This is a genomic window from Pseudomonas sp. GB2N2 (assembly GCF_054897705.1).
Genome location: NZ_CM142701.1, coordinates 4117096 through 4137352, shown reverse-complemented (window position 1 = coordinate 4137352; position 20257 = coordinate 4117096). Strand labels below are relative to the sequence as shown.

The window sequence follows — 20257 nt, the reverse complement described above, 5'->3', positions numbered from 1 at the left end:
ATGCAGAGAGTAAGAAAAATCCTCAAACGCCTCGTTCGTCGTCGAAAACCCATGTCGCTTACTGTTTGCTACGACCAGCGCTTGAAAATCAACGAAGTATTCACCCCGCCAAACGCAAAGTTATTGTTCATCACATACTGATTCTTCATCTGCCGAAACTCGCCGCGCAGGTAGTCCAGTTTGCCGCAGTGCGGGTCAACCTCATCGAGGTTGAAGGTGTGCGCGTACAGGTCGCGGTTCATCATTTCGACGCTGAACCACGACTCCAGCGCACCGCACGCGCCGAGGGTGTGGCCGAGAAAGCTTTTCTGCGAGCTGATCGGCATGTGCTCGCCGAACAGGCTGCTGGTGGCCAGGGTTTCAGCGATGTCGCCTTGCTCGGTCGCGGTGCCGTGACCGTTCACATAGCCGATGTCCGACGGTTGCAGTCCAGCGTCTTCCAGGGCCAGTTCCATGGCGCGGCGCATGGTGAGTTGTTCCGGGCGCGTGGTGTGTTGGCCGTCGGCGTTGCTGCCGAAACCGACGAGTTCGGCGTGGATATGTGCGCCGCGTGCCAAGGCGTGTTCGAGTTCTTCGAGCACCAGCATGCCGCCGCCTTCGCCGATCACCAGGCCATCGCGGCCGCTGTCGTAAGGGCGTGGCGAGGTCTGCGGGGCATCGTTTTTCAGGCTGGTGGCGTACAGCGCGTCGAAGACCATCGCTTCGGTGGGACACAACTCTTCGGCGCCGCCGGCGAGCATCAGCGGCAGGCGGCCGAACTTGATCGATTCGTAGGCATAGCCGATGCCCTGGCTGCCGCTGGTGCAGGCGCTGGAGGTGGGGATCAGGCGGCCGGTGAGGCCGAAGAAGATGCTAATGTTCGCCGCCGTGGTGTGCGGCATCATGCGCACGTAGGAGTTGGCGTTCAGGCCCTCGGCCACCGAGTTGAGGAGCATGTTGCCGAACGCCTTGATTTCGTCGGTGCTGCCGGTGGACGAGCCACAGGCAACGCCCATGCGCCCATCCTTGATCGACGGGTCACCGAGCAAACCGGCATCGGCCAGCGCTTGTTCCGCCGCGCCGACCGCCAGGCGCGAGACCCGGCCCATGCTGCGCAGTTGCTTGCGGGTCCAGTGGCTCGGCACTTTGAAATCGTCAATCGGCCCTGCCAGACGCGTGTTGAGTTCGGTGAAACGATCCCACTCGTCCATGCGCCGGATACCGCTGCGGTTGGCCGCGAAGTGGCCCGCGATGGTTGCCCAATCGCTGCCCAGTGAGGTGATGCCGGCCATGCCGGTGACGACGACGCGCTTCATCAGCACAGGCCTCCGTTGACGGCCAGAACCTGGCGGGTGATGTACGACGCTTCCGCCGACATCAGGAAATTCACCGCGCCGGCCACCTCTTCCGGGGTGCCCATGCGTTGTGCGGGGATCATTTTCATCAGTTCTTCCACCGGCACGTTTTCGTCGAGCATGGCTGTGTCGATCAGGCCGGGTGCGACACAGTTGACGGTGATTTTGCGCTTGCCCAATTCGATCGCCAATGCTTTCGCCGCTCCGATCAGGCCGGCCTTGGACGCGCTGTAGTTGACCTGCCCACGATTGCCGATCAATCCGGAAACCGAGGTGATGCAGACGATTCGCCCGGCGGCGCGCCGCCGGATCATCGGCATCATCACCGGGTGCAACACGTTGTAGAAACCGTCGAGGTTGGTGCGCATCACGACATCCCAATCATCCTCGCTCAGCGCCGGAAAAGCACCGTCACGCGTCAGGCCGGCGTTGAGCACCACGCCGTAATAGGCGCCGTGGGCTTCGACGTCGGCTTCGAGAATGGCTTTGCAGTTGGCGCGGTCGGACACGTCGAATTGCAGAACGCGCGCGTTGCGGCCCAAGGCTTCGACTTCGATTTTTACGGCCTCAGCGTCCGCAAGACCGCTGCGGCAATGCAACACGATGTCGTGCCCGGCCTGCGCAAGACGCACCGCAATAGCGCGGCCGATGCCACGGCTGGAACCGGTGACCAGTATGGATTCAGTCATGACTGGGCTCCTGGGGTTTCATTGAGGTATTGAGCGGCGTGAGGCGGGCGGAACACGTTCAGACGAGCGGTGGCGTGAATGCCGGGGGCGTTGATGTGGCATTCGAACACGCCCATGCCATTGTCGTCTTCCAGCGAGCGCAGTCCGTGGATGGTCAGCTCGGTGCCGGCGGGAAAATGGTCGACATTGCATTCGAATTTGCGGGTGCCGAGCAGGAAGCCCAGCTCTACTGCGTTACCCCGTCGACGCGCATGACAACCGGCGTAGGCGGCCACGCTCTGCGCCATCAGTTCGACGCCGACCCACGCCGGCAGGCTGCCGTCGGGCCGGTTGAACAGGCCATCGGGCTTGACGGTGAGGCGGGTGTGGATCTGCTCGTCATCGAACGCCAACACCTGATCGATGAGGATCATGTCGCCAGCGTGCGGCAGCAGTTCGGCGAGCGGCCAGTCAATCATGGTGCGTCTCCGATAATCAGGCTGACGTTGTTGCCACCGAAAGCAAAGGAATTGCTCATGAGATAGCGAGGTGCAATGGACGCCAGGCGATGGGCCGGGGTCACCCAATCCAAGGCTGGCAGGTCAGGGTCGGGTTGGCCGTCCCAGACATGTGGCGGCAGCGCCTGTGCGCGATTGTCGGCGCTCAGGCTCAACCAGCAGAACGCCGCTTCCAGCGCGCCCGCTGCGCCGAGGGTATGGCCGGTCAGCGGTTTGCTCGAAGAGCACGGCACACCGGCCGGGAACAGTGCCGTCACCGCCAGGCTTTCCATCGCGTCATTGTGTTGAGTGGCGGTGCCGTGCAGGTTCAGGTAAGCGATCTGTTCGGCTTGCAGGTTTGCGCGGATCAAGGCCTTGCGCATCGCTTGCAAGGCGCCACGGCCGGTCGGTTCCGGCGCGGAAATATGATGGGCATCGGAGCTGGCGCCGCTGCCGATCAGGGCAATCGACTGTTGCTCGCCGGCCCGTTTGGTCATCAGGAACAGCACCGCCGCTTCACCAATGTTGATGCCGTTGCGGTTGACCGAGAACGGGTTGCAGCGTTGTTCGGACACCGCTTCCAGCGCCGAAAACCCATTTAGGGTCAGCTTGCACAAACTGTCGACGCCGCCGCACAGCACTGCGTCGCACAAGCCCAGGTCCAACAGGCGCTGGGCACTCATCAGCGCCCGGGCACTGGAGGTGCACGCCGTGGAAATCACATAGGCCGGCCCGCTCAATTGCAGCCAGTCGGCAAGGAAATTCGCCGGTGCGCCGAGTTCCTGTTGCTGATAATCGTAATCGGCCGGGAACTGCTGTTCGCGGATGTAATGCGCCAACCCGCGACTGGCTTCGTCTATGCCGGACGTGCTGGTGCCGAGGATCACACCGATGCGGTCACGGCCATAGGTCTGGATCGCTTGATCGATGTCATCACGGATTTGCAGCGCCGCTTCCAGCAGCAGTTGATTGTTGCGGCTGCCCTGGTTCGCCAGTTCCGGCGGGATCGGGGCCAGTTCTCCACGCACCGCCGCCACCGGCAACGAGCGCTCCGAGACCCAGCCCGATTCGTTGCGCATGCCAGAGCAGTCACCGGCAAACAGGTGGCGCGCGACTTCCTGTTTGCCGCGGCCCAGGGCGCAGATCACCCCGAGGGCGTTGAGGTAGGCGGTCATGGCGTTTCACCGCTCAGGGGCGTGACTAGATACGTCGGACCTTTGGGCAGCTTCAATTCAAAGTTCAGCAGTTGTGAGTAATGGACGTCCCAGTGTTCTGACAGGGATCGTTGCGCGCCATGCTGCCAGGCGTCGGGGTAGTTGCCGCGCAATTCATCTTTGGGTGTCAGCGCAAACAGCAGCGCGGCGAACAGCTCTCGGGCTTCGGGATTGGGTGGCAGCAAGCCGTCCGCTTGCCACTGGCCGTCGAGCAGTTTCTGACGCGCCTGGGGAATGCCCAGCAAATCCATCATCGACCAGCGAATGCCCGGACCTTCACGGGCAATCACCAGCACCCAGTCCTGACGCTGGCCATCCAGCAGACGCTGGATATGCAATTGCTGCGGCAACGGCAGGCTCGGGGTTTGCTCGGGCAGCGGTGCATGGCTGGCGCAGGCACTTAGCAGCAACGCACACCCTGTAGGAGCGAGCCTGCTCGCGATGGACTTCAACGATAACGCGTACTGTCTGAATGCACGCGTTGGCCGGGCGATTTTCGCGAGCAGGCTCGCTCCTGCAGTGAACATCACACGGCACCTTCCAGGGGTTTGCGCGCCACCACATTGACCAACGTTTCTTCGCGCTGGCCGAAGGGTTTCGGCTTGCGCAAACCCATGCGTTCAAGCAGCCCAAAATCCTTGGCGCGACTCCACCACAAGTACGGATACGACACATTGTGCGGGCCGAATTCGAAACCCTGGCGACGAATCATTTCCAGGTACCCGGCCGCGCTCTTTTGCACGTGCATCGGATGGCGGAACAGCCAGCGGATCACCCAGGTATCGATGTAAGCCTCGGTGGATTCAGCGAACAGCAGATAACCGCCGGGCTTGAGCACGCGGTAGAACTCGGCGAGCGCCTGGTCCTGTTCCACCAGATGATGGAAGGTCTGGTGACAGAACAGCAGATCGACGCTGGCGTCCGGCACCGTGAGCGTGGCGCAGTCGCTGCCGATCAGCTCGACGTCCATGCCCTGACGGACGGCTTCTTCGCCGCTCAGGTCGAGGCTGTGCGGGTCGGCGTCCACACCGATCAGACGCTGTGGTGCAAAAGTCTGGCGCAGGTACTGGAACGACTTGCCCTGGCCGCAGCCAGCATCCAGCAACACCGGATGCTCCGGCAACGCTTCGCTGAACAAGCTACGCAGATCATTGATCGCCACGCGCAACACATGGTGCTGCCAGGTGTGGCTGCGCAGGAACCAGAAACCGAAGCGGGTTTCTTCGACATAGTTGTCGCTCATGTAGCTCATGTGGCATCCCTTGCACAGAGTTCCGAGAGCATCCGCAGTCGGCGTTTCGGTTCGGCCACAAAAGGGTTGCGCTCATCCCAGGCGTATCCGGCAAGGATCGAGCTGATCATGCGGCGGATGTCCGGTGAGCTGTCCGGGTGGAAAATCACGTCCTGGAACGTCCCGGCGTACCAGCCTTCGACGTAGCAGCGGAAGGTGTCGACGCCGCGCTTGAGCGGTGCAGCAAACTGGCTTTGCCAGTCGACGCTTTCACCTTGCAGTTGGCGGTGCAGAACCGCAGCGGCCATGCTCGCCGAACGCATGGCGATGGTCACGCCGGAGGAGAACACCGGGTCGAGGAATTCCGCCGCGTTGCCCAGCAACGCAAAACCCGGACCGTGCAAAGTTTTGACGTTGGCCGAGTAGCCGCCGATGGTGCGCGCCTGCGTATCCCACACCGCATTGTTCAACACGCCGGACAGGCTAGGCGTCTCGGCAATAAAACCGCCCAGGCAATCGTCCAGATTCTCGGTGCGGCCGGCAAAATGTTCTGCGGCCGCGACCACGCCCACCGAGCAGCGGCCGTTGCTGAACGGGATGGTCCAGAACCACACATCGCGTTGAGTCGGGTGGGTGGTGACGAGGATTTTCGTGCGGTCGAAGGTCGGGTGATCGATGTGGTCTTCGACGTGGGTGAACACCGCCTGACGCACCGGGAAATTCGACGGTGCCTCAAGGTCGAGCAAGCGCGGGAGGACGCGGCCGTAACCGCTGGCATCGAGCATGAAATCTGCCTCGATGCGATATTCGCTACCGTCCTCGCGCTGGACGCCGAGCAGCGGTGTTGCCCGTTCGATGTCGACGCTGACGATCGTTTCACCGTAGCGGATTTCCACGCCTTGCAACGAGGCTTGATCGGCCAGCAGTTTGTCGAAATCGGCACGCTGGACTTGAAAGGTCGTCGGCTTGCCGTTGCTGAACGTGTCACCAAAATCGAAGGCGCTGTAGTGCTCGCCCCAGGCGAATGCCGCGCCGGTTTTCAACTGGAAACCTGCTGCGTTCACCGCGTCGAGCATGCCGGCTTCTTCGACGAAATCCAGGCAGTGCGACAACAGGCTTTCGCCGATGGAAAAACGTGGGAAATGCTGGCGTTCGATCACCAGAACATCATGACCCTTGCGCTTGAGCAACGCGGCGGCGATGGCGCCCGACGGGCCGGCGCCGATGATCACGACCTGGCGACGTTCCATTTCAACGGTTGGCATGGGGGCTCCTTGCCGGGACGGCAGCTTCCAGGGGGATTCGGTGCATGCCGGCCAATGCCGGCAGCAATGTTGCGATCAAACCCATCAGCATCAGCGCAAAGTACAGCGGCGGACTGATGAGTTGTTGTTGCAGCAGCAGGTTGAGAAAGACGATCTCGCTCAAGCCGCGAATATTCAGCAGCACACTTTCGCGCCAGCGGCTGGCGCCTTGAAACGACGCGCCGGCCCAGCCCAGCCCCAGCCAGTTACCGAGCAATTTGCTCGCAATCGGCAGCAGCAACAGCGCGGCCAGTTGCGCCCAGCTCAGGCTGTCCATGGCGCTGTGGACGTTGATCTGGACGATGCCGAAGGTAAGGATCAGCGGGATCGCGACCCAGCTCTGCAAGCGATTCATCCAGCGCGCCGGCACGGGCAGCACCAACGGGATCTTCAGCGCGGCCATGCAGAGCAGGAAACCGATGCCGACAATCAGCGCATTGAGTTTGTAATGCTCGGCGATAACCAACAGCGCGAAGAAAACGCCGCTGTACAGGCGTGGCTGCCGCAAACCGAGCACCCGCAGCAGCATGGGCACGCCCGCGCAGGCCAAGGGCAGCAGCAGAGTGCTCAGATGCAGGCTGCCCTGGGCGATGGCAAACAGTGTCCAGCAAGTCAGGTCGATCAGAATGGCGGTCTGCACCAGGCGCCGGGTGGCGGCGGCCGGGTAACCGATGTGCCGCAGGTACAAATACAACACGGGGATCGCGGTGATGGCGAACAGCAGACCGACTGCCAGTGAGCTGATCCACGGCTGCGGAGGCAGCAGCCAGATCGCCGTGGCCAGGCCGCAGGCGAACGGCACGCAGAAACTCGGCACGGCGATTTTCAGGCTCTGGCGATCGAGTCGCAGGTCGATCACGTCGCTGAGAATATAGCCGAGCAACAGCGCGAAACTCAGGCTGTAGAGGTTCTTCAGCCAGATCGGCGCCACCAGCGTCGCGCCGCTTAGTTGCCATTGCGGCTCGATCCAGAAATACATCAGCAACGGCAGTCCAATCGTCGCCAGCAGCAACTGGCTGACAATCGGGATCAGGCCGAAGTGGCGCCCGACACGCGTGGCCACGGCGAACAGCGCCAGGGCCATCGCCCAAAACAACAGGACCATCATGCTGCCGACTCCGCGACGGTAGCCGCCTGCGTCTGCCGTGCCGCCCATGGCGCAAGCATGAAGCTGAATGCCAGGCCCAGGCTCACGGACAGGCCGAAGTTGCTCACCGCCGGCGTGCTCGACACCGCCAGCAAACCGAACGACAGCCATGTGGTCAGCGCCGCCAGCAAGGTACCCAGCAGGCTGACAGCGGCGCCGCCAACCTGTTCGCGCATGAGGATTGCGTAGTCGACGCTGATGGCCGTCACCAGCAGCAGGCCGAACAGGCTGAACAAGGTCAGCGGTTGCCCGAGCCAGCCAAGGCTGGCGAGGCTGCACAGCGCCGCCAGCAACGGCAGGGCAACGATGCGCAACGCGCCGCCGAGGCCGAACGGCAGGATCAGCACCAGTACGATCAACACGCAGGAAGCCAGTTTCAGTTCCGCCGCGCTGATCTGGGTTTTGGCGAACACGTTATTCAGCTCACCCAAACGATCCACCAGTTCCACCCCAGGCAAATCCAGCGCCTGCACCCGTAGCAGTTCCGGGTTATTCAGGCCTTGCAGGCTGACCAACGCCGCCACGCCGTCCTCGGTCGGTCCGAGCCACAATGCGCGATAGGGTTCGGCCAGCGGCCCGTTCAGCGCGCTGTCGATGTCTTCGACGGGCAAGGCCTGCAACGTCGCCAGCTCGGTTTTCAGCGCCGCGACCGGCACACCGACATCGAGCAACGGCTGCCAGAACGCCGGCAACTTGTTCAGGGCGTCGCGCACTTTTCGTTGCTCGCTCGGCGGGCTGACCAGTTGATTGAGTGACAGATAGCCCTGGAGTTTGTCCAGGTTGATCAACTGATCCAGCCGCTCGCTCAACGCGGTCTGGCGCTCGAGCAGATCTTGCTGATTGGCCGCTCGTATCAGGAAGAACTGGCTGGTCGGCTGATAGCCAGTGATCCGCGCAATGGTCTTCGCTTCGTCAGTCAATTGCTGCGGCATGCCGACCCATTGGCGAATGTCGTTTTTGCTTTCAAGTTGCAACAGACCGCCGACACAGTAGGCGATCAGCAAGGCCAGGAGCACCGGAGTTTTCGCGAGCCTGAGCAGTGCTTCACGGCGCTCCAGCAAAAACTCGGAGACCTGCAGCGGCCACTGCGCCGGACGTAAATCTGCGCCTTTGAGCAGCGCGGGCAACAGGCACACCGCGGATAGGTAAGCGCCGAGCAACCCGGCGGCGGAGAACACAGCGATCTGGGTCAGGGCCGGGAACGGTGTCCACGCCAGTGCGAGGTAACCGATGCAACTGGTGATCAGGCTCAGCGTCAGGCCCGGCAGAGTCAGGCGCAGCGCCGGCCAGCTGTGCCAGGGTCTCAGGCTCCAGCTCTTGGAAAGATAATGCAGCGGGTAATCAACCGCGACGCCGATCAGGCTGGAGCCGAGCACCAGGGTCATCACATGCATATGGCCGAAAAGCGCCACACAGGCCACTGCACCGAACAGCATGCCCACCAGCACCGGAACGAACGCCAGCAGCACGCGCCAGCGGCGGAATGCCAGCAACAACAGCAGTAAAATGCCGACGGTGGCGCCGCCGCCGACCCAGGTCATTTCCCGGGTGGCCTGCTGTTGACCGTTGGCGGCGTAGAGCAGGCCACTGGCGGCCAGCAGTTGCACATCGTTTTGTGCGGCTTCTTCGCGGCTGTGCTTGAGCAGCGCCGCCACTTGCAGCGGCAGGTTCATGTCGAAGGCGTTGCCGGTGGTCCGGGCCCGCAGCAATACCCAGCTCTTGCCGTCGGCTTCGGCCACCAGCGCACCGCTGCCGATGTCCAGTTGCACCGCACCGTGTTGCGGCTGGCTGTTCTGGATACGCCCGGTCAGGCCCATCCAGTCATCCTGGCTCGGCACCAGACTGAAACCGGTGAACGGGTCGAACAGCACTTGCACGCGCTGCTGGATGAACGCGTCCGGATGCTCGATCAATTGTTGGCGATCCGTCGCCGAAAGCATCGCCAGCCGGCCTTGCAGCAACTGCGTGCGCAGTGCCGGCAAGTCGGCGTGCAGGTTCCACTGGACCTTTTCGAACAAACCGCTGGCCTGCCACTGTTCGCCCAACTGCTGCGCCATGGTGACGGCTTGCTGGCGATCCTTGTGGCCGACCAGCACCAGCATTTCGCGGTTCAGCGGTTCTTGCATGCGCTGTTCGGCGCGCAGTTCCAACGCGTCCGGCGCGGTGCCTGGCACCAGCTCCATGAGGTTGGCCGAGAACGGTGCGCCGTCGCGCCATTGCCATCCGGCAAGCGCAAGCACCGCCAGCAGCAGGATCAGAAACAGGCGCGGAAGCGTGCGTTCACTCGGCAAAGTCATGTTGCTCCGTGTCGCTCAAGGGTTGGTTGCTGGTGCTGTCCTGCATGCGCAACAGCGTGCTGTCGCCCTGGGTTTCCAGCAGCTCGATGCTGTGCACCAGTTCACCGCCGGCGATGTTGATCTGGTTGAACACTTGCTTGAGCAGCAGCGAGCGCGGGATCAGGGTCAATGTCCACTTCTGCGGATCGCCGCTCAGCGACAGTTCGAAATCCCGCTGCAGCCCACTGCTGTCGCCTTGCAGCACCGCGAGGAACAACCGGTTCTGCTCGGCGCCGGCACTCTTGCCCGGGAGCATTTGCCAGCCGCTGGCGTCACGTCGGGCAATGCCTTTGGCGGTGATGCGGTAATCCTGTTGCAGCGGCGTTTTCAACAACCACAGCAAACCGTGATTTTTCGCGAGCACAAAAGTGCCTTTGCTGGTCAGCGGCTGGGGCAGGGCGCGCAGGTGCTTTTCCTGGATGAAATGGCCGTGGATGACCTCGGGCCTGGCCAGTTGATCGCTGAGCTGTTGCAGATCGAAGGCCTGCGCCAGGCCCGGAAAGCCCAGCAACACGCACAACACTGTAGGAGCGAGCTTGCTCGCGATGGACGTCAACGATAACGCGTACTGCCTGAATGAGCGCGGTGCCCGCACGTTTTTCGCGAGCAAGCTCGCTCCTACAGGGTAGCGGGGGTGGCAGACAATCATGGCAGGGCCCTTTCGACAGCGTCGGTGAAGATTTTCGGTGAGGCGAGCTGCATTTCGCGGCTGCTCATGTTGACCGCCACTTGCACCGAAACGGCACGGGTCAAGCGTTCACCGGTCTGCAGGTCGCTGATCAGGTAATTGATCTTCAAACGATTCTCCCACTCCACCAGATTGGCCCGCACATTCAGCGTCTGTCCGAACACGGCGCCGCGCACATAGCGCAATTGCAGGTCGATCACCGGCCAGGCGTAACCCGACTCGACCATCGCGCTGTAGTTGTGGCCGATTTTATCCAGCAACGCGCAGCGGGCGACTTCCAGGTATTTGACGTAATGGCCGTGCCAGACGACGTGCATGGTGTCGACGTCAAAGAACGGCACGAGGATTTCCGTATCGGTGTGAAGCACGCCCTTGCTACGCATGCAGCCTCCAGTGTTGCTCGGCAATCCGTTTCAGGCACAGGCGCAATTCACCTTCCAGCGCACGGTCTTCGATGACTGGCGCAAAGTCTTTGGCCAGTTCTTCGTGCATGGCTGCCAGCGCGGGTGGCAATGGCCGGGCGTCTTCTGCTTTGCTGCGCAGCCACACGCCCTGATTGGCGGCAAGCAGGGTGGCGGCGGCGACCTGTTCGGTCAGCTCCAGCACGCGGATCGCGTCGCGGGCGGCGATAGTGCCCATGCTCACTTTGTCCTGGTTGTGGCATTCGGTGGAACGCGAGAACACGCTGGCCGGCATGGTGTTTTTCAGCGCTTCGGCGGTCCAGGCGCTGGTGCCGATCTGCACCGCTTTGAAACCGTGATTGAGCATCGCGCGATCCGTCGTGGCGCCGGACAGGTTACTCGGCAGGCCATGGTTGTAACGCTCGTCCACCAGCAACGCGAGTTGCCGGTCCAGCAGGTCGGCGACGTTGGCGACCAGGTTTTTCAGGCTGTCCATGGCGAAGGCGATGTGCCCGCCATAGAAGTGCCCGCCGTGCAGCACACGCTCGGCTTCGGCGTCGATGATCGGGTTGTCGTTGGCGCTGTTGAGCTCGATCTCGATGAACGAGCGCAGCCAGTTCAGGCTGTCGGCCAACACGCCGAGCACGTGCGGCGCGCAACGCAGGGAATAGCGATCCTGAAGGCGATGCAGCGGCGCGGTCGGCGCGTCGATCGCCAGGTCCTTGCGCAGCCACGCGGCGACTTGCATTTGCCCCGGGTGCGGCTTGGCGGCGAACAGGCGCTCGTCGAAGTGCTCCGGATTGCCTTGCAGCGCCACGACGTTCAGCGCGGTGATGCGCGTGGCCAATTGCAGCAGGTAATCGGCACGGGCGAAGGCCAGGCACGCCAGGCCAGTCATTACGGCGGTGCCGTTCATCAGCGCCAGCGCTTCCTTGGGGCGCAACACCAGCGGCTGCCAATCAAGTTCGCGGTGCACATCGGCGGCCTGACGGCGTTCACCACGGAACATCACTTCGCGCTCGCCGGACAGGGTCGCGGCCACATACGAAAGCGGCGTCAGATCACCACTGGCACCGACGGAGCCTTCTTCGGGAATCAGCGGCAGGATGTCGTGTTCGAGGAACGCCTGCAGGCGCGCCAGCAGCTCGAAGCGAACGCCCGACACGCCGTGGCACAGCGACTGCAAACGCGCCGCGAGTACCGCGCGGGTGGCCTGTGCGTCGAGCAGTTTGCCCAGGCCGCAGCCGTGGAACGTGTAGAGATGACGAGGCAGCGCTTCGACGTGATGCAGCGGCACCGCGACCACGCAGGAATCGCCGTAACCGGTGGTCACGCCGTAAATCACGCCTTCCTTGTCCAGTAGCGAATCGAGGAACCGCGCACCCTTGGCGATGCGCTCGCGGTAAGCAGGATCGGCCTGCAACTGCGTCGGCACCTGACAGTTGGCCAGGGCCAGCACGTCTTCAATGCGCAAAGGGAGTTCGCCGAAGGTTACCGGCTCAAGCGTTGGCGTCGTCATCGGTCTTCCAGAAAGGGTAAAAGTTAAACCATTGTTGAGGCGCTTCGAGGCAATAGTGACCCAGCCGCTCGGCGTAGCGGGTCGTCCACTGATGAATGACCTGTTCGCGGTCGCTGCGTTTCCAGGTGATCGCCTCGGCGAACGGCTCAAGCGTCAGCCGGTAATCGCCGTCGGGTTTCTTCAGGCACAGCAACAGGTTGACCGGGCATTTCAGCAAGCCGGCCAGCAACCACGGCCCTTGCGGGAATTTCGCCGGATGGCCAAGGAAATCCACGGTCACGCTGCGTCCGCCATGCAGCGGCACGCGATCACCGGCTATCGCCAGCCATTCGCCGCGCTCCAGGCGTTCATGCAGTTGCAGCATGATCAGCGGGTCGAGCTCGCTGACTTGGATCAGCCGCAAATTGGTCGCGCCGGCTTCACCGAGCAAACGGTTGAACTGCTCGGCATGCTTGGTGTGCACCAGCACGTTCATCGTGACCTTCTCACCGATCTCCGCCAGCGCCCGGCACACTTCGAGGTTGCCCAGGTGCGCGCCCACCAGCAGTTGCCCGCGGCTGCCGCGCAACTGATTACGCAGCAGTGCCGGGTCGACGATCTCGATCTGCTCGATGCGCAGCTTGCCGTTCCACACGTCGAGTTTGTCGAGCATCGAATCGGCGAAGGCCATGAACTGACCGAACACTCGCCAATGGGTCGGACACAGTTCAACGCGACCGCTGAAGTCAGCGAGGCGTTGCTGGTATTGCCAGGCGCTGTGGCGGGCACTGCGGCCGAACAGGAAAAAGTACAGAACGATGCCGTACAGGAGCGGGCTGAGCAGGCGTCGGCCAAGCACTTTGGCGCCGAACGCGGTGAGCTTCATCAGCCAGAAACTGCCGCGTTCCTGGCGGTCGGCCCAGTGTTTTTTATCGACGTCGCTGCTCATGCTCGCCACCGCCGCCAGAGAATCACCGGCGCCCGCAGCAACATGCCGAAGAACAGCCGGGTGTGCATGCTCGAAATCAGTACATTGTCGTGGAACATGCGGAAATGCGAGACGCCGTCCAGCGGGTAATGCACCTTGGTCGGCAGCCATTGCATCGGCTGATTGCGCCAGGCCAGGCGCACCAGAATGTCCGAGTCAAAGTCCATGCGCTTGCCGATCTTCGCCGAGTCGATCAGCGCCAGGGTCGGCGGCAATGGATAGACGCGAAAGCCGCACATCGAGTCGCGAATCTGCAGCGACAACGTGTTGATCCAGACCATCACGTGCGTCAGGTAGCGCGCGTACAGGCGACCTTTCGGCACGCTGGCGTCGTATTGCGGATAACCGCAAATCACCGCGCGCGGATGGCTGCGCGAGTGTTCGATGAAGATTGTGACGTCTTGCAGGTCGTGCTGGCCGTCGGCGTCAACCTGCAAGGCATGGCTGAAACCCAGGCGCGACGCTTCGCGCAGGCCGGTCATCACCGCGGCGCCCTTGCCCTGGTTGGCGGCAAGGCGGATCAGGTAAACCATCTCGTGCCGGGCCAATTGATCGAGCACGGTCGCGCAGGACTGATCGCTGGCATCGTCCACCAGAATGCACGGCAGGCCGCTGGCGATCAGCGCGTCGACCACGGTAGTGATGGCGGTTTCGTGGTTGTAGACGGGGACTATGGCGCAGGGGTTATGCATGCGTCGCCTCCAGCAAAATCCGCCCACTGGAACAGGTGGCCGTCTCGTTGCGATAGGCGAAATACAATTTGCTGCGCACCGGATCGAAGCGCAGGTGCAACTGGATTTCATCACCCGGGCGCACCAGTTGCTGGAATTTCAGTACTTCCATCCCGGCGAATTTTTCTGGCAGGTTCATCAGTTGCTGGCCGAGGTTCAGCGCCCACTCCACTTGCACCACGCCGGGCAATACCGGCGCCTGTGGGAAATGGCCGCTGAAATAGGCGAGGTCGGGAGGCACTGCCAGTTGCAGGCTCCACTCGCCCTCGGTTTCGACTTGCTCAAGGACTTGCGGCGCTTTCGGGCGCGGCGCCAGCAACAAGGCTTCGACGTCGGCCTGAGGCAGTTTGCCCTGAGTGTTCAGCGGCAGTTGGCGAAGCAGACGCCAGCGTCGTGGCAACGCCAAGGCTTCGCAGTGCTGGCTCAAGTGTTGGCGCAATTCTTCGGTGAGGGTGCGTCGGCCCTGATTGCGCAGGGCATGCAAACCCGATTCGCTGAGCACCAGCAACGCGCCCAGCGAGGCACGATTTTCCTGAACCACGCCGAGGCGCGCTTCGGCGACCCAGTCGTGGACCACCAAGGCCTGTTCCAGCATCGGCAATGAGATACGCTTTTCTTCCAGTTTGACGATACGGTCCAGCCGTCCGAGCAATTCGAAACGGCCATCGGCAGCGATTCGCGCGGCATCCGCCGTGTGTTCGATATGCCCCGGCGGCAGATAGGGTGACGCGACAAGCAACGCGCCATCGTTGTCCTGACTCAATTTAACGTCTGCAAACGGCTGCCAGAAATCATCGCCCTGACGCCAGGCAATGCCACCGGTTTCCGAACTGCCGAGAATTTCCGTTGGCCATTGCTTCAAGCGTTGCTGAAGGCTTTGCGCCGCCTCGGCCGGTAACGCACCGCCTGAGGAAAACACCCGGCGAACCGCGCTCAGCGCCGGCCAGTCAAGGTTATCGCCCATGCGCTTGAGTAGCGCCGGGCTGGCGACCCAAGCGAAGGTCGAGTATTCGCGGCTGGCGCGTTGCAGGTCTTCCGGAAAAGCCAGTTGCTTGCGCACAAACGGGCGCCCGGCGCACAGCGGCCACAACACCCGGAACAGCAGGCCATAAATGTGCTGGGTGGCGACGCTGCCGATCACGCAGGCCGCACCCAGATCCGCGCCCCACAACTGCTCCAGCGCCTCGACCTCATTGGCCAGTTGGCGCAGGGTCTTGTCGATACGCTTGGGTTCCCCACTGGAGCCCGACGTGCACAGGCTCAACGTACAGCGATCCAGATCCAGTGCGGCGGCGTCCAGTGGCGCGTGGCGATAGTCGCTGAGGTGCGCATCATCGGCCTGATCCGTCAGCCACAAATCCACTCCCCCCGACCAGCGCTGGCGTGTCTGCGCTTGCAGATCGGCCGGCAGCAGCACGCTGACCCCGGCACGCCACGATCCCAGCAGCGCAATCGCCAGGTCAGCGGCGTCTTCAAGGTGCACGGCGATGCGCCGCACCCCCTGGGCTTGCAGGCCGGCGGCCAGGCTCAGGGCCTGTTCGCACACCTGTGCATGATTCAGCGCCGGCTCGGCCGTCACGGCGCGTTCCGGGGGCGCCTTGAGCAATAACTGCTCAAGTTTTATCCAATTCATGGGTGGCCTCGTACCCGTTGTCGTATGAGCCATTCAATGGCAAACATCAGGCCGATCAATCCATAGGAGATCAGGCCGGTGTACAACATCCACCAACTCAGCGGCGCCCAGAGGGTCAGGGCGGCGGCGCACAAACCGTTGCAGAGAAAAAACACGCACCAGGCAATCGTCACATGGCGCGTATAGCGAATCGCTTTGGCCGGCAAACGCGGCTCGCGCAGTCGGGCCAGGCGCTCGATCATCGGCGGGCCGTATTTCAGGCTCAACCCGAACAGCATCAGCATGAAACCGCTGATCAGCACGGGGTACCAGCGCAGCATCGCCGGGCTGTCGAACAGGGCCAGCAACAGGCAAAACACGATGGCGACCGCTGCCATCCACAGGCTTCCCGGACGGCGCACACCGGACAACGCCCGTGCCAGCCACAGGCTGCCCAGCAGCAGGCCAAACTGCCACGGGGCAAAATGCTCCATGCCGAAATACACCGCAAAGGGGTACAGCAGGCCTGCCAGCAGCAGGCCGAGGCCGATCAGTCGGCTCATGCGGCCGGTTGAACCAGACGGTAGACCGCCTCGACCACGTCGCTGACGGTGCGCACCGTCTTGAATTCTTCGGCGGCGATTTTCTTGCCGGTCTGGCGCTTGATGTGATCAATCAGGTCGACCGCGTCGATGCTGTCGATTTCCAGATCCTGGTACAGGTTGGAGTCGAGGCTCACGCGCTCGGGGTCCAGCTCGAAGAGTTCGACCAAGGCATCGCGCAGGGTGTTGAAAATGTCATCACGAGTTTGCATGGTCCGGTCTCAAGCTGCCTGTTTTGCAGTGACGAACGCCGCAAGGCTCGCCACGTTGCTGAAGTGATTACGGGTGTCCTTGGCGTCGGCGTCGATCTTGATGCCGTACTTTTTCTGGATCGCCAGGCCGAGCTCCAGAGCGTCGACGGAATCCAGGCCCAGGCCTTCGCCGAACAGCGTCTGGTCGTCGCCGATGTCCTGGACGCTGATGTCTTCAAGGCCCAGGGCATCGATGATCAGTTGTTTGATTTCACGGTGTAGATCGCTCATCTTCGGCGAGCTCCTTAAAAAAGTAGTGATGCAGGTAATCATTGAGCTTGCGCGAAGCCTGAGGCGCCGGGCCTTGTGCGGCGTAGGCCTGTGGGTCTATATCGGCCCCGACGTGAAAACTGAAGTGCACGCGACGTTTAGGGATGCGATACCAGGGTTCAGCCTTGGTCAAGGTGGTCGGGCTGACCTTGATGACCACCGGGGTGAGGATTTTCGCACCGCGCAGCGCGATCGACGCCGCACCTCGATGGAAGGCCGGCGCCTCGCCAGGCTGGGTGCGGGTGCCCTCGGGAAAAATGATCAGGGTCTGGCCGCTTTTCAGCGCGTCTGCTGCGGCGTCGAGCATGTCCATGCTGCCGTCATTGCTGATGTAGTCGGTGCGGCGTAGCGGGCCTCGGGTGAAGGGGTTCTCCCAGAGGCTGCTTTTGACCACGCAGTTGGAGTGGCGCACCAGGCCGATCAGGAACACCACGTCGATCAGCGACGGGTGATTGGCGATGATCATCTGCCCGGGTCGCCCAAGCTTTTCTGCGCCCTGAATGTCATAGGTCAGGACGCCGGTACGAGCCATGAACCTGACGAAAAACCAGAAACAGCGACTGACGGTTTGCCGCGCCCGCAACCGGTGCGTCTGTGGATTGCCGGGCAGGCAGCTCAGCACCGGGAAAACCACCAGGCGCAGGCACAGCCCGCCCAGCCCGAAGAGGGTGAAGCTTGCAGCAGTGGCCAGCAAACGCCAGTAATAAGCGTCGCGGCTTTTTCCCGTTACAGGTTGCGTTGCCAGGTCCATACACGATTTTTCCAGGCATGTTGGCAGGTAGTCTGCTGGCCGAGCAGGGTACGCAAGAGATTCAAGGCATGGGGCCAGTGGGCGTTGGACAACGCATCCGAAGTGCTGTTCAAGGACAGTTGCCAGTCATTGCCCGGCGTGAGCAGCAGACCCACCGCGTAAGGAAAAGGCACATCGTCGATCCAGGCGGAGTAGGCTTTGGGCGGTTGTTCTTCGGTGACCACCAGCAACACCGCTGGCGCGCCTTCGGCTATCAGCGCCGCGGCCTCTAGCATACCGTGTTCAAGACCATCGCCGGCCGCGGCCAGCGCCGTCATTTCGCTGGTTTCACCGCGCATGATCGACCACAGGCCGATCACCGCGTTGTGCACGGACAGGCTGAACTGGGTCGGCGACAACGGCTGATCATTCGCCAGGTCGCTGAGAATATCGAAGGTGCGCGGGGTTTCGCCGTGACGGGAAATAAAGACCAGCGGTAGATCATGGCGACCGTCGGCCAGTGGCCAGCCGACACTGAACGCCATCCTCGCCAGACGGCTGAGCCGACGCCGCTGCATGGCCGGCAGAAACGAGACGTCGGGGGCGGCATCGCTGTTCTGCAGCGCGACCGGTTGTCGGCTCCAGGCTCGCCAATCGTCCACGCTTTCGAGCCCAGGGGCCCATGCGCGCCATTGGGCGATGTTGAAGTTGATCACAGGCATTCATCCCGCCCCTGCGGGCTTTCTTGACGCGGCGAGTCGAAAAAACAACGGTTCACCTGATGTGACACCGAGCGCCGAGTGGCGCGCATTATCCCGGTGCGGCGAGCGCGTAGCAAATGCTGGTTACATTTTGCTCAACGAATTGTACTGATTGGTTCGTGGGCGGCTGTCGTTTGGCCATTATCCACATTGAGGAATGCGCGTCTGTCAGCTCCGGACGTATTTTTTGGATGAGACAGCAGCGAATTCAGTGAGTGTTTGCGTCTGACTATGTAGTCCCTGTCCCGATGAGGTAGCGAAGCGACGCCGTGGACTACTACACTCGGTCATTCTTTGATACACGGAGGTGTTGACATGCGGCGCGTGGTGTTCAATCAAAAAGGTGGCGTAGGCAAATCCAGCATTGCCTGCAATCTGGCGGCGGTCAGTGCCAGCGAGGGTTATCGCACCCTGTTGGTGGATCTCGACGCTCAGGCCAATTCCACTCAATACCTGACCGGGCTCACCGGTAATGAGATTCCGATGGGTATTGCCGATTTCTTCAAGCAAACGCTGTCGTCGGGGCCGTTCTCGAAGAAAAACCAGGTCGATATTTACGAAACCCCATTCGATAACCTCCATGTCATCACCGCCACCGCCGAGCTGGCCGATTTGCAGCCCAAGCTTGAGGCGAAACACAAGATCAACAAGCTGCGCAAGTTGCTCGAGGAGCTGGAAGGCGATTACGACCGGATCTACCTCGATACGCCGCCAGCGCTGAATTTTTATGCGGTATCGGCGTTGATCGCGGCTGATCGTGTACTTATTCCCTTCGACTGCGACAGTTTTTCGCGTCAGGCGCTATATGGCTTGCTGGCGGAAATCGAAGAATTGAAGGAAGACCACAATGAAGGGCTGGAAGTGGAAGGCATCGTCGTCAACCAGTTTCAGGCCCGTGCCAGCCTGCCCCAGCAGATACTCGACGAATTGATCGCCGAGGGCTTGCCGGTGTTGCCGGTGTACCTGGGCACTTCGGTGCGCATGCGCGAATCTCACCAGGCCAACACCCCGCTGATCCACCTCGATCCGCGGCACAAACTGACTCAGCAATTTGTCGAGCTGCATAATCTGCTGGAAAATCGCTGATAGCACACCGAACTCTTTTAGGAGTGAGCCTGCTCGCGAAAGCGGTGTATCAGTCGACTCAACGTTGGCCCACACACAGCCTTCGCGAGCAGGCTCACTCCTACATTTGATCCGCGGTGGGTTTAAATCCCCTGGCTACGCAACCAGCTCAGCAACTGCGGCAACGGAAACGCACCGCTCTGGCGCGCCACTTCCCGGCCGTTCTTGAACAGAATCAGACTGGGAATCGAGCGAATCCCCAGCTGCGCCGACAACTGCTGATTCGCCTCACTGTCCAGCTTGGCCAACCGACACTTGCCCGCCAATTGCCCCGCCGCCTGCTCGAACACCGGTGCAAACGACTTGCACGGCCCACACCACTCCGCCCACACGTCCACCAGCAACGGCAGATCGCCCTTGATCTGACTGGTGTAATCACCTTGTTTCAATTCGAAAGGCTTGCTCAGCAAGACCTCGGCCTTGCAGCGCCCGCATTTCGGGTGGTCGGCGAGGCGCTCGGCGGGGATGCGGTTGAGGCCATTGCAGTGGGGGCAGGGGATGAGGAGTGGTTCGGTCATGAAGAACTCTCGATTAGGCAGTTGATGAAACCGATCTGGAGTCGAAGGTCGCGGTATTCAAGGAAAAATTTTGTAGCGCATTGCCTTCTTCATTTGCGGACGTTGCCCACAGGTATCGCAGTCACAGACAAACATCACCCGATGCCGATGCCGATGCCGATGCCGAAGCCTAGCGGCGCTGCCATCCTCGGCTATTTGATGCGTGAGCACCGTTTGACCCAGAGCGATCTTCCGGGTGTTGGCACGCAATCGGTAGTTTCGGAAATCCTGAGCGGCAAGCGCCAGCTAAACCTGCGACAGGTCCGCTGGTTGGCCGAACGCTTTGGAGTGTCGGTCGAATCCTTTATCTGA

The 20257-nt window shown here is 61.8% G+C and carries 22 protein-coding genes and 1 pseudogene; 2 read left to right on the top strand and 21 right to left on the bottom strand.

Going from position 1 to position 20257, the window contains the following annotated elements; genetic code table 11:
• Positions 1-68: 68 nt before the first annotated feature.
• Genes ACYZT4_RS19050 through ACYZT4_RS18955 form a run of 20 tightly spaced genes read right to left on the bottom strand, consistent with a single transcriptional unit; the run spans position 69 to position 18224 of the window.
• Entirely contained in the window at positions 69-1295 is a 1227-nt protein-coding gene (locus ACYZT4_RS19050) for a beta-ketoacyl-ACP synthase (RefSeq protein ID WP_461982234.1), read from the bottom strand.
• Complete coding sequence (gene fabG / locus ACYZT4_RS19045; protein WP_461982232.1) at positions 1295-2023, bottom strand: 3-oxoacyl-ACP reductase FabG; 729 nt, start codon at positions 2021-2023, stop codon at positions 1295-1297. Before fabG ends, ACYZT4_RS19050 begins: the two co-directional genes overlap by 1 nt.
• Positions 2020-2481 carry a hotdog family protein gene (locus tag ACYZT4_RS19040; protein WP_461982230.1) on the bottom strand — a complete coding sequence of 154 codons (462 nt, stop codon included), beginning with the start codon at positions 2479-2481 and terminating at the stop codon, positions 2020-2022. Before ACYZT4_RS19040 ends, fabG begins: the two co-directional genes overlap by 4 nt.
• Complete coding sequence (locus ACYZT4_RS19035) at positions 2478-3674, bottom strand: beta-ketoacyl-[acyl-carrier-protein] synthase family protein (protein WP_461982228.1); 1197 nt, start codon at positions 3672-3674, stop codon at positions 2478-2480. Before ACYZT4_RS19035 ends, ACYZT4_RS19040 begins: the two co-directional genes overlap by 4 nt.
• Positions 3671-4240 (bottom strand): hypothetical protein, encoded by a 570-nt coding sequence (locus tag ACYZT4_RS19030; protein ID WP_461982226.1) that lies wholly within the window; start codon positions 4238-4240, stop codon positions 3671-3673. Before ACYZT4_RS19030 ends, ACYZT4_RS19035 begins: the two co-directional genes overlap by 4 nt.
• Entirely contained in the window at positions 4240-4965 is a 726-nt protein-coding gene (locus tag ACYZT4_RS19025) for a class I SAM-dependent methyltransferase (RefSeq protein ID WP_461982224.1), read from the bottom strand. Before ACYZT4_RS19025 ends, ACYZT4_RS19030 begins: the two co-directional genes overlap by 1 nt.
• Complete coding sequence (locus ACYZT4_RS19020) at positions 4962-6209, bottom strand: NAD(P)/FAD-dependent oxidoreductase (protein WP_461982222.1); 1248 nt, start codon at positions 6207-6209, stop codon at positions 4962-4964. The genes ACYZT4_RS19025 and ACYZT4_RS19020 overlap by 4 nt, the downstream gene beginning before the upstream one ends.
• Positions 6196-7356 (bottom strand): cation:proton antiporter, encoded by a 1161-nt coding sequence (locus ACYZT4_RS19015; RefSeq protein WP_461982220.1) that lies wholly within the window; start codon positions 7354-7356, stop codon positions 6196-6198. The genes ACYZT4_RS19020 and ACYZT4_RS19015 overlap by 14 nt, the downstream gene beginning before the upstream one ends.
• Positions 7353-9692 (bottom strand): MMPL family transporter, encoded by a 2340-nt coding sequence (locus tag ACYZT4_RS19010; RefSeq protein ID WP_461982218.1) that lies wholly within the window; start codon positions 9690-9692, stop codon positions 7353-7355. Before ACYZT4_RS19010 ends, ACYZT4_RS19015 begins: the two co-directional genes overlap by 4 nt.
• On the bottom strand, positions 9676-10380 hold the full coding sequence (locus ACYZT4_RS19005) for an outer membrane lipoprotein carrier protein LolA (protein ID WP_461982216.1): 705 nt from the start codon (positions 10378-10380) through the stop codon (positions 9676-9678). Before ACYZT4_RS19005 ends, ACYZT4_RS19010 begins: the two co-directional genes overlap by 17 nt.
• Positions 10377-10802, bottom strand: a complete 426-nt coding sequence (locus ACYZT4_RS19000) for an acyl-CoA thioesterase (protein ID WP_461982214.1) — start codon at positions 10800-10802, stop codon at positions 10377-10379. The genes ACYZT4_RS19005 and ACYZT4_RS19000 overlap by 4 nt, the downstream gene beginning before the upstream one ends.
• Complete coding sequence (locus ACYZT4_RS18995) at positions 10795-12339, bottom strand: HAL/PAL/TAL family ammonia-lyase (RefSeq protein WP_461982212.1); 1545 nt, start codon at positions 12337-12339, stop codon at positions 10795-10797. Before ACYZT4_RS18995 ends, ACYZT4_RS19000 begins: the two co-directional genes overlap by 8 nt.
• A complete protein-coding gene (locus tag ACYZT4_RS18990; protein WP_461982210.1) occupies positions 12320-13267 on the bottom strand; it encodes an LpxL/LpxP family acyltransferase in 948 nt (315 codons plus the stop codon). Before ACYZT4_RS18990 ends, ACYZT4_RS18995 begins: the two co-directional genes overlap by 20 nt.
• Positions 13264-13998: a glycosyltransferase family 2 protein gene (locus ACYZT4_RS18985; protein ID WP_461982208.1), complete on the bottom strand. Its 735-nt coding sequence runs from the start codon at positions 13996-13998 to the stop codon at positions 13264-13266. The genes ACYZT4_RS18990 and ACYZT4_RS18985 overlap by 4 nt, the downstream gene beginning before the upstream one ends.
• Positions 13991-15670: an AMP-binding protein gene (locus ACYZT4_RS18980; protein ID WP_461982206.1), complete on the bottom strand. Its 1680-nt coding sequence runs from the start codon at positions 15668-15670 to the stop codon at positions 13991-13993. The genes ACYZT4_RS18985 and ACYZT4_RS18980 overlap by 8 nt, the downstream gene beginning before the upstream one ends.
• Positions 15667-16212, bottom strand: a complete 546-nt coding sequence (locus ACYZT4_RS18975) for a COG4648 family protein (RefSeq protein WP_461982204.1) — start codon at positions 16210-16212, stop codon at positions 15667-15669. Before ACYZT4_RS18975 ends, ACYZT4_RS18980 begins: the two co-directional genes overlap by 4 nt.
• Positions 16209-16463, bottom strand: a complete 255-nt coding sequence (locus ACYZT4_RS18970; protein ID WP_084320988.1) for an acyl carrier protein — start codon at positions 16461-16463, stop codon at positions 16209-16211. The genes ACYZT4_RS18975 and ACYZT4_RS18970 overlap by 4 nt, the downstream gene beginning before the upstream one ends.
• A 9-nt stretch (positions 16464-16472) precedes the next feature.
• Complete coding sequence (locus ACYZT4_RS18965; RefSeq protein ID WP_461982201.1) at positions 16473-16733, bottom strand: phosphopantetheine-binding protein; 261 nt, start codon at positions 16731-16733, stop codon at positions 16473-16475.
• Complete coding sequence (locus tag ACYZT4_RS18960) at positions 16714-17523, bottom strand: lysophospholipid acyltransferase family protein (RefSeq protein ID WP_461982199.1); 810 nt, start codon at positions 17521-17523, stop codon at positions 16714-16716. Before ACYZT4_RS18960 ends, ACYZT4_RS18965 begins: the two co-directional genes overlap by 20 nt.
• Positions 17499-18224 carry a beta-ketoacyl synthase chain length factor gene (locus ACYZT4_RS18955; protein ID WP_461982197.1) on the bottom strand — a complete coding sequence of 242 codons (726 nt, stop codon included), beginning with the start codon at positions 18222-18224 and terminating at the stop codon, positions 17499-17501. Before ACYZT4_RS18955 ends, ACYZT4_RS18960 begins: the two co-directional genes overlap by 25 nt.
• A 354-nt stretch (positions 18225-18578) precedes the next feature.
• On the opposite strand from ACYZT4_RS18955, the gene ACYZT4_RS18950 reads away from it, so the two are divergent.
• Positions 18579-19349, top strand: a complete 771-nt coding sequence (locus tag ACYZT4_RS18950) for a ParA family protein (protein WP_461982195.1) — start codon at positions 18579-18581, stop codon at positions 19347-19349.
• 122 nt (positions 19350-19471) lie between these two features.
• Here the strand turns inward: ACYZT4_RS18950 and trxC are convergent, their stop codons facing one another.
• On the bottom strand, positions 19472-19906 hold the full coding sequence (gene trxC / locus ACYZT4_RS18945) for a thioredoxin TrxC (RefSeq protein WP_461982193.1): 435 nt from the start codon (positions 19904-19906) through the stop codon (positions 19472-19474).
• Positions 19907-20062: 156 nt separating this feature from the next.
• On the opposite strand from trxC, the pseudogene ACYZT4_RS18940 reads away from it, so the two are divergent.
• Positions 20063-20257: pseudogene (locus ACYZT4_RS18940) on the top strand (helix-turn-helix domain-containing protein); the annotation flags it as partial.

What these genes read in the sequence shown, in the direction of transcription:
- ACYZT4_RS19000 (WP_461982214.1), bottom strand. Translation starts at nt 10,802, where the DNA reads ATGCGTAGCAAGGGCGTGCTTCACACCGATACGGAAATCCTCGTGCCG.
- ACYZT4_RS19050 (WP_461982234.1), bottom strand. Translation starts at nt 1,295, where the DNA reads ATGAAGCGCGTCGTCGTCACCGGCATGGCCGGCATCACCTCACTGGGC.
- ACYZT4_RS18955 (WP_461982197.1), bottom strand. Translation starts at nt 18,224, where the DNA reads ATGCCTGTGATCAACTTCAACATCGCCCAATGGCGCGCATGGGCCCCT.
- ACYZT4_RS19025 (WP_461982224.1), bottom strand. Translation starts at nt 4,965, where the DNA reads ATGAGCTACATGAGCGACAACTATGTCGAAGAAACCCGCTTCGGTTTC.
- ACYZT4_RS18960 (WP_461982199.1), bottom strand. Translation starts at nt 17,523, where the DNA reads ATGGACCTGGCAACGCAACCTGTAACGGGAAAAAGCCGCGACGCTTAT.
- ACYZT4_RS18965 (WP_461982201.1), bottom strand. Translation starts at nt 16,733, where the DNA reads ATGAGCGATCTACACCGTGAAATCAAACAACTGATCATCGATGCCCTG.
- ACYZT4_RS19010 (WP_461982218.1), bottom strand. Translation starts at nt 9,692, where the DNA reads ATGACTTTGCCGAGTGAACGCACGCTTCCGCGCCTGTTTCTGATCCTG.
- ACYZT4_RS18975 (WP_461982204.1), bottom strand. Translation starts at nt 16,212, where the DNA reads ATGAGCCGACTGATCGGCCTCGGCCTGCTGCTGGCAGGCCTGCTGTAC.
- ACYZT4_RS18990 (WP_461982210.1), bottom strand. Translation starts at nt 13,267, where the DNA reads ATGAGCAGCGACGTCGATAAAAAACACTGGGCCGACCGCCAGGAACGC.
- ACYZT4_RS19035 (WP_461982228.1), bottom strand. Translation starts at nt 3,674, where the DNA reads ATGACCGCCTACCTCAACGCCCTCGGGGTGATCTGCGCCCTGGGCCGC.
- ACYZT4_RS19020 (WP_461982222.1), bottom strand. Translation starts at nt 6,209, where the DNA reads ATGCCAACCGTTGAAATGGAACGTCGCCAGGTCGTGATCATCGGCGCC.
- fabG (WP_461982232.1), bottom strand. Translation starts at nt 2,023, where the DNA reads ATGACTGAATCCATACTGGTCACCGGTTCCAGCCGTGGCATCGGCCGC.
- ACYZT4_RS18985 (WP_461982208.1), bottom strand. Translation starts at nt 13,998, where the DNA reads ATGCATAACCCCTGCGCCATAGTCCCCGTCTACAACCACGAAACCGCC.
- ACYZT4_RS19030 (WP_461982226.1), bottom strand. Translation starts at nt 4,240, where the DNA reads ATGTTCACTGCAGGAGCGAGCCTGCTCGCGAAAATCGCCCGGCCAACG.
- trxC (WP_461982193.1), bottom strand. Translation starts at nt 19,906, where the DNA reads ATGACCGAACCACTCCTCATCCCCTGCCCCCACTGCAATGGCCTCAAC.
- ACYZT4_RS18995 (WP_461982212.1), bottom strand. Translation starts at nt 12,339, where the DNA reads ATGACGACGCCAACGCTTGAGCCGGTAACCTTCGGCGAACTCCCTTTG.
- ACYZT4_RS18980 (WP_461982206.1), bottom strand. Translation starts at nt 15,670, where the DNA reads ATGAATTGGATAAAACTTGAGCAGTTATTGCTCAAGGCGCCCCCGGAA.
- ACYZT4_RS18950 (WP_461982195.1), top strand. Translation starts at nt 18,579, where the DNA reads ATGCGGCGCGTGGTGTTCAATCAAAAAGGTGGCGTAGGCAAATCCAGC.
- ACYZT4_RS19040 (WP_461982230.1), bottom strand. Translation starts at nt 2,481, where the DNA reads ATGATTGACTGGCCGCTCGCCGAACTGCTGCCGCACGCTGGCGACATG.
- ACYZT4_RS19015 (WP_461982220.1), bottom strand. Translation starts at nt 7,356, where the DNA reads ATGATGGTCCTGTTGTTTTGGGCGATGGCCCTGGCGCTGTTCGCCGTG.
- ACYZT4_RS18970 (WP_084320988.1), bottom strand. Translation starts at nt 16,463, where the DNA reads ATGCAAACTCGTGATGACATTTTCAACACCCTGCGCGATGCCTTGGTC.
- ACYZT4_RS19005 (WP_461982216.1), bottom strand. Translation starts at nt 10,380, where the DNA reads ATGATTGTCTGCCACCCCCGCTACCCTGTAGGAGCGAGCTTGCTCGCG.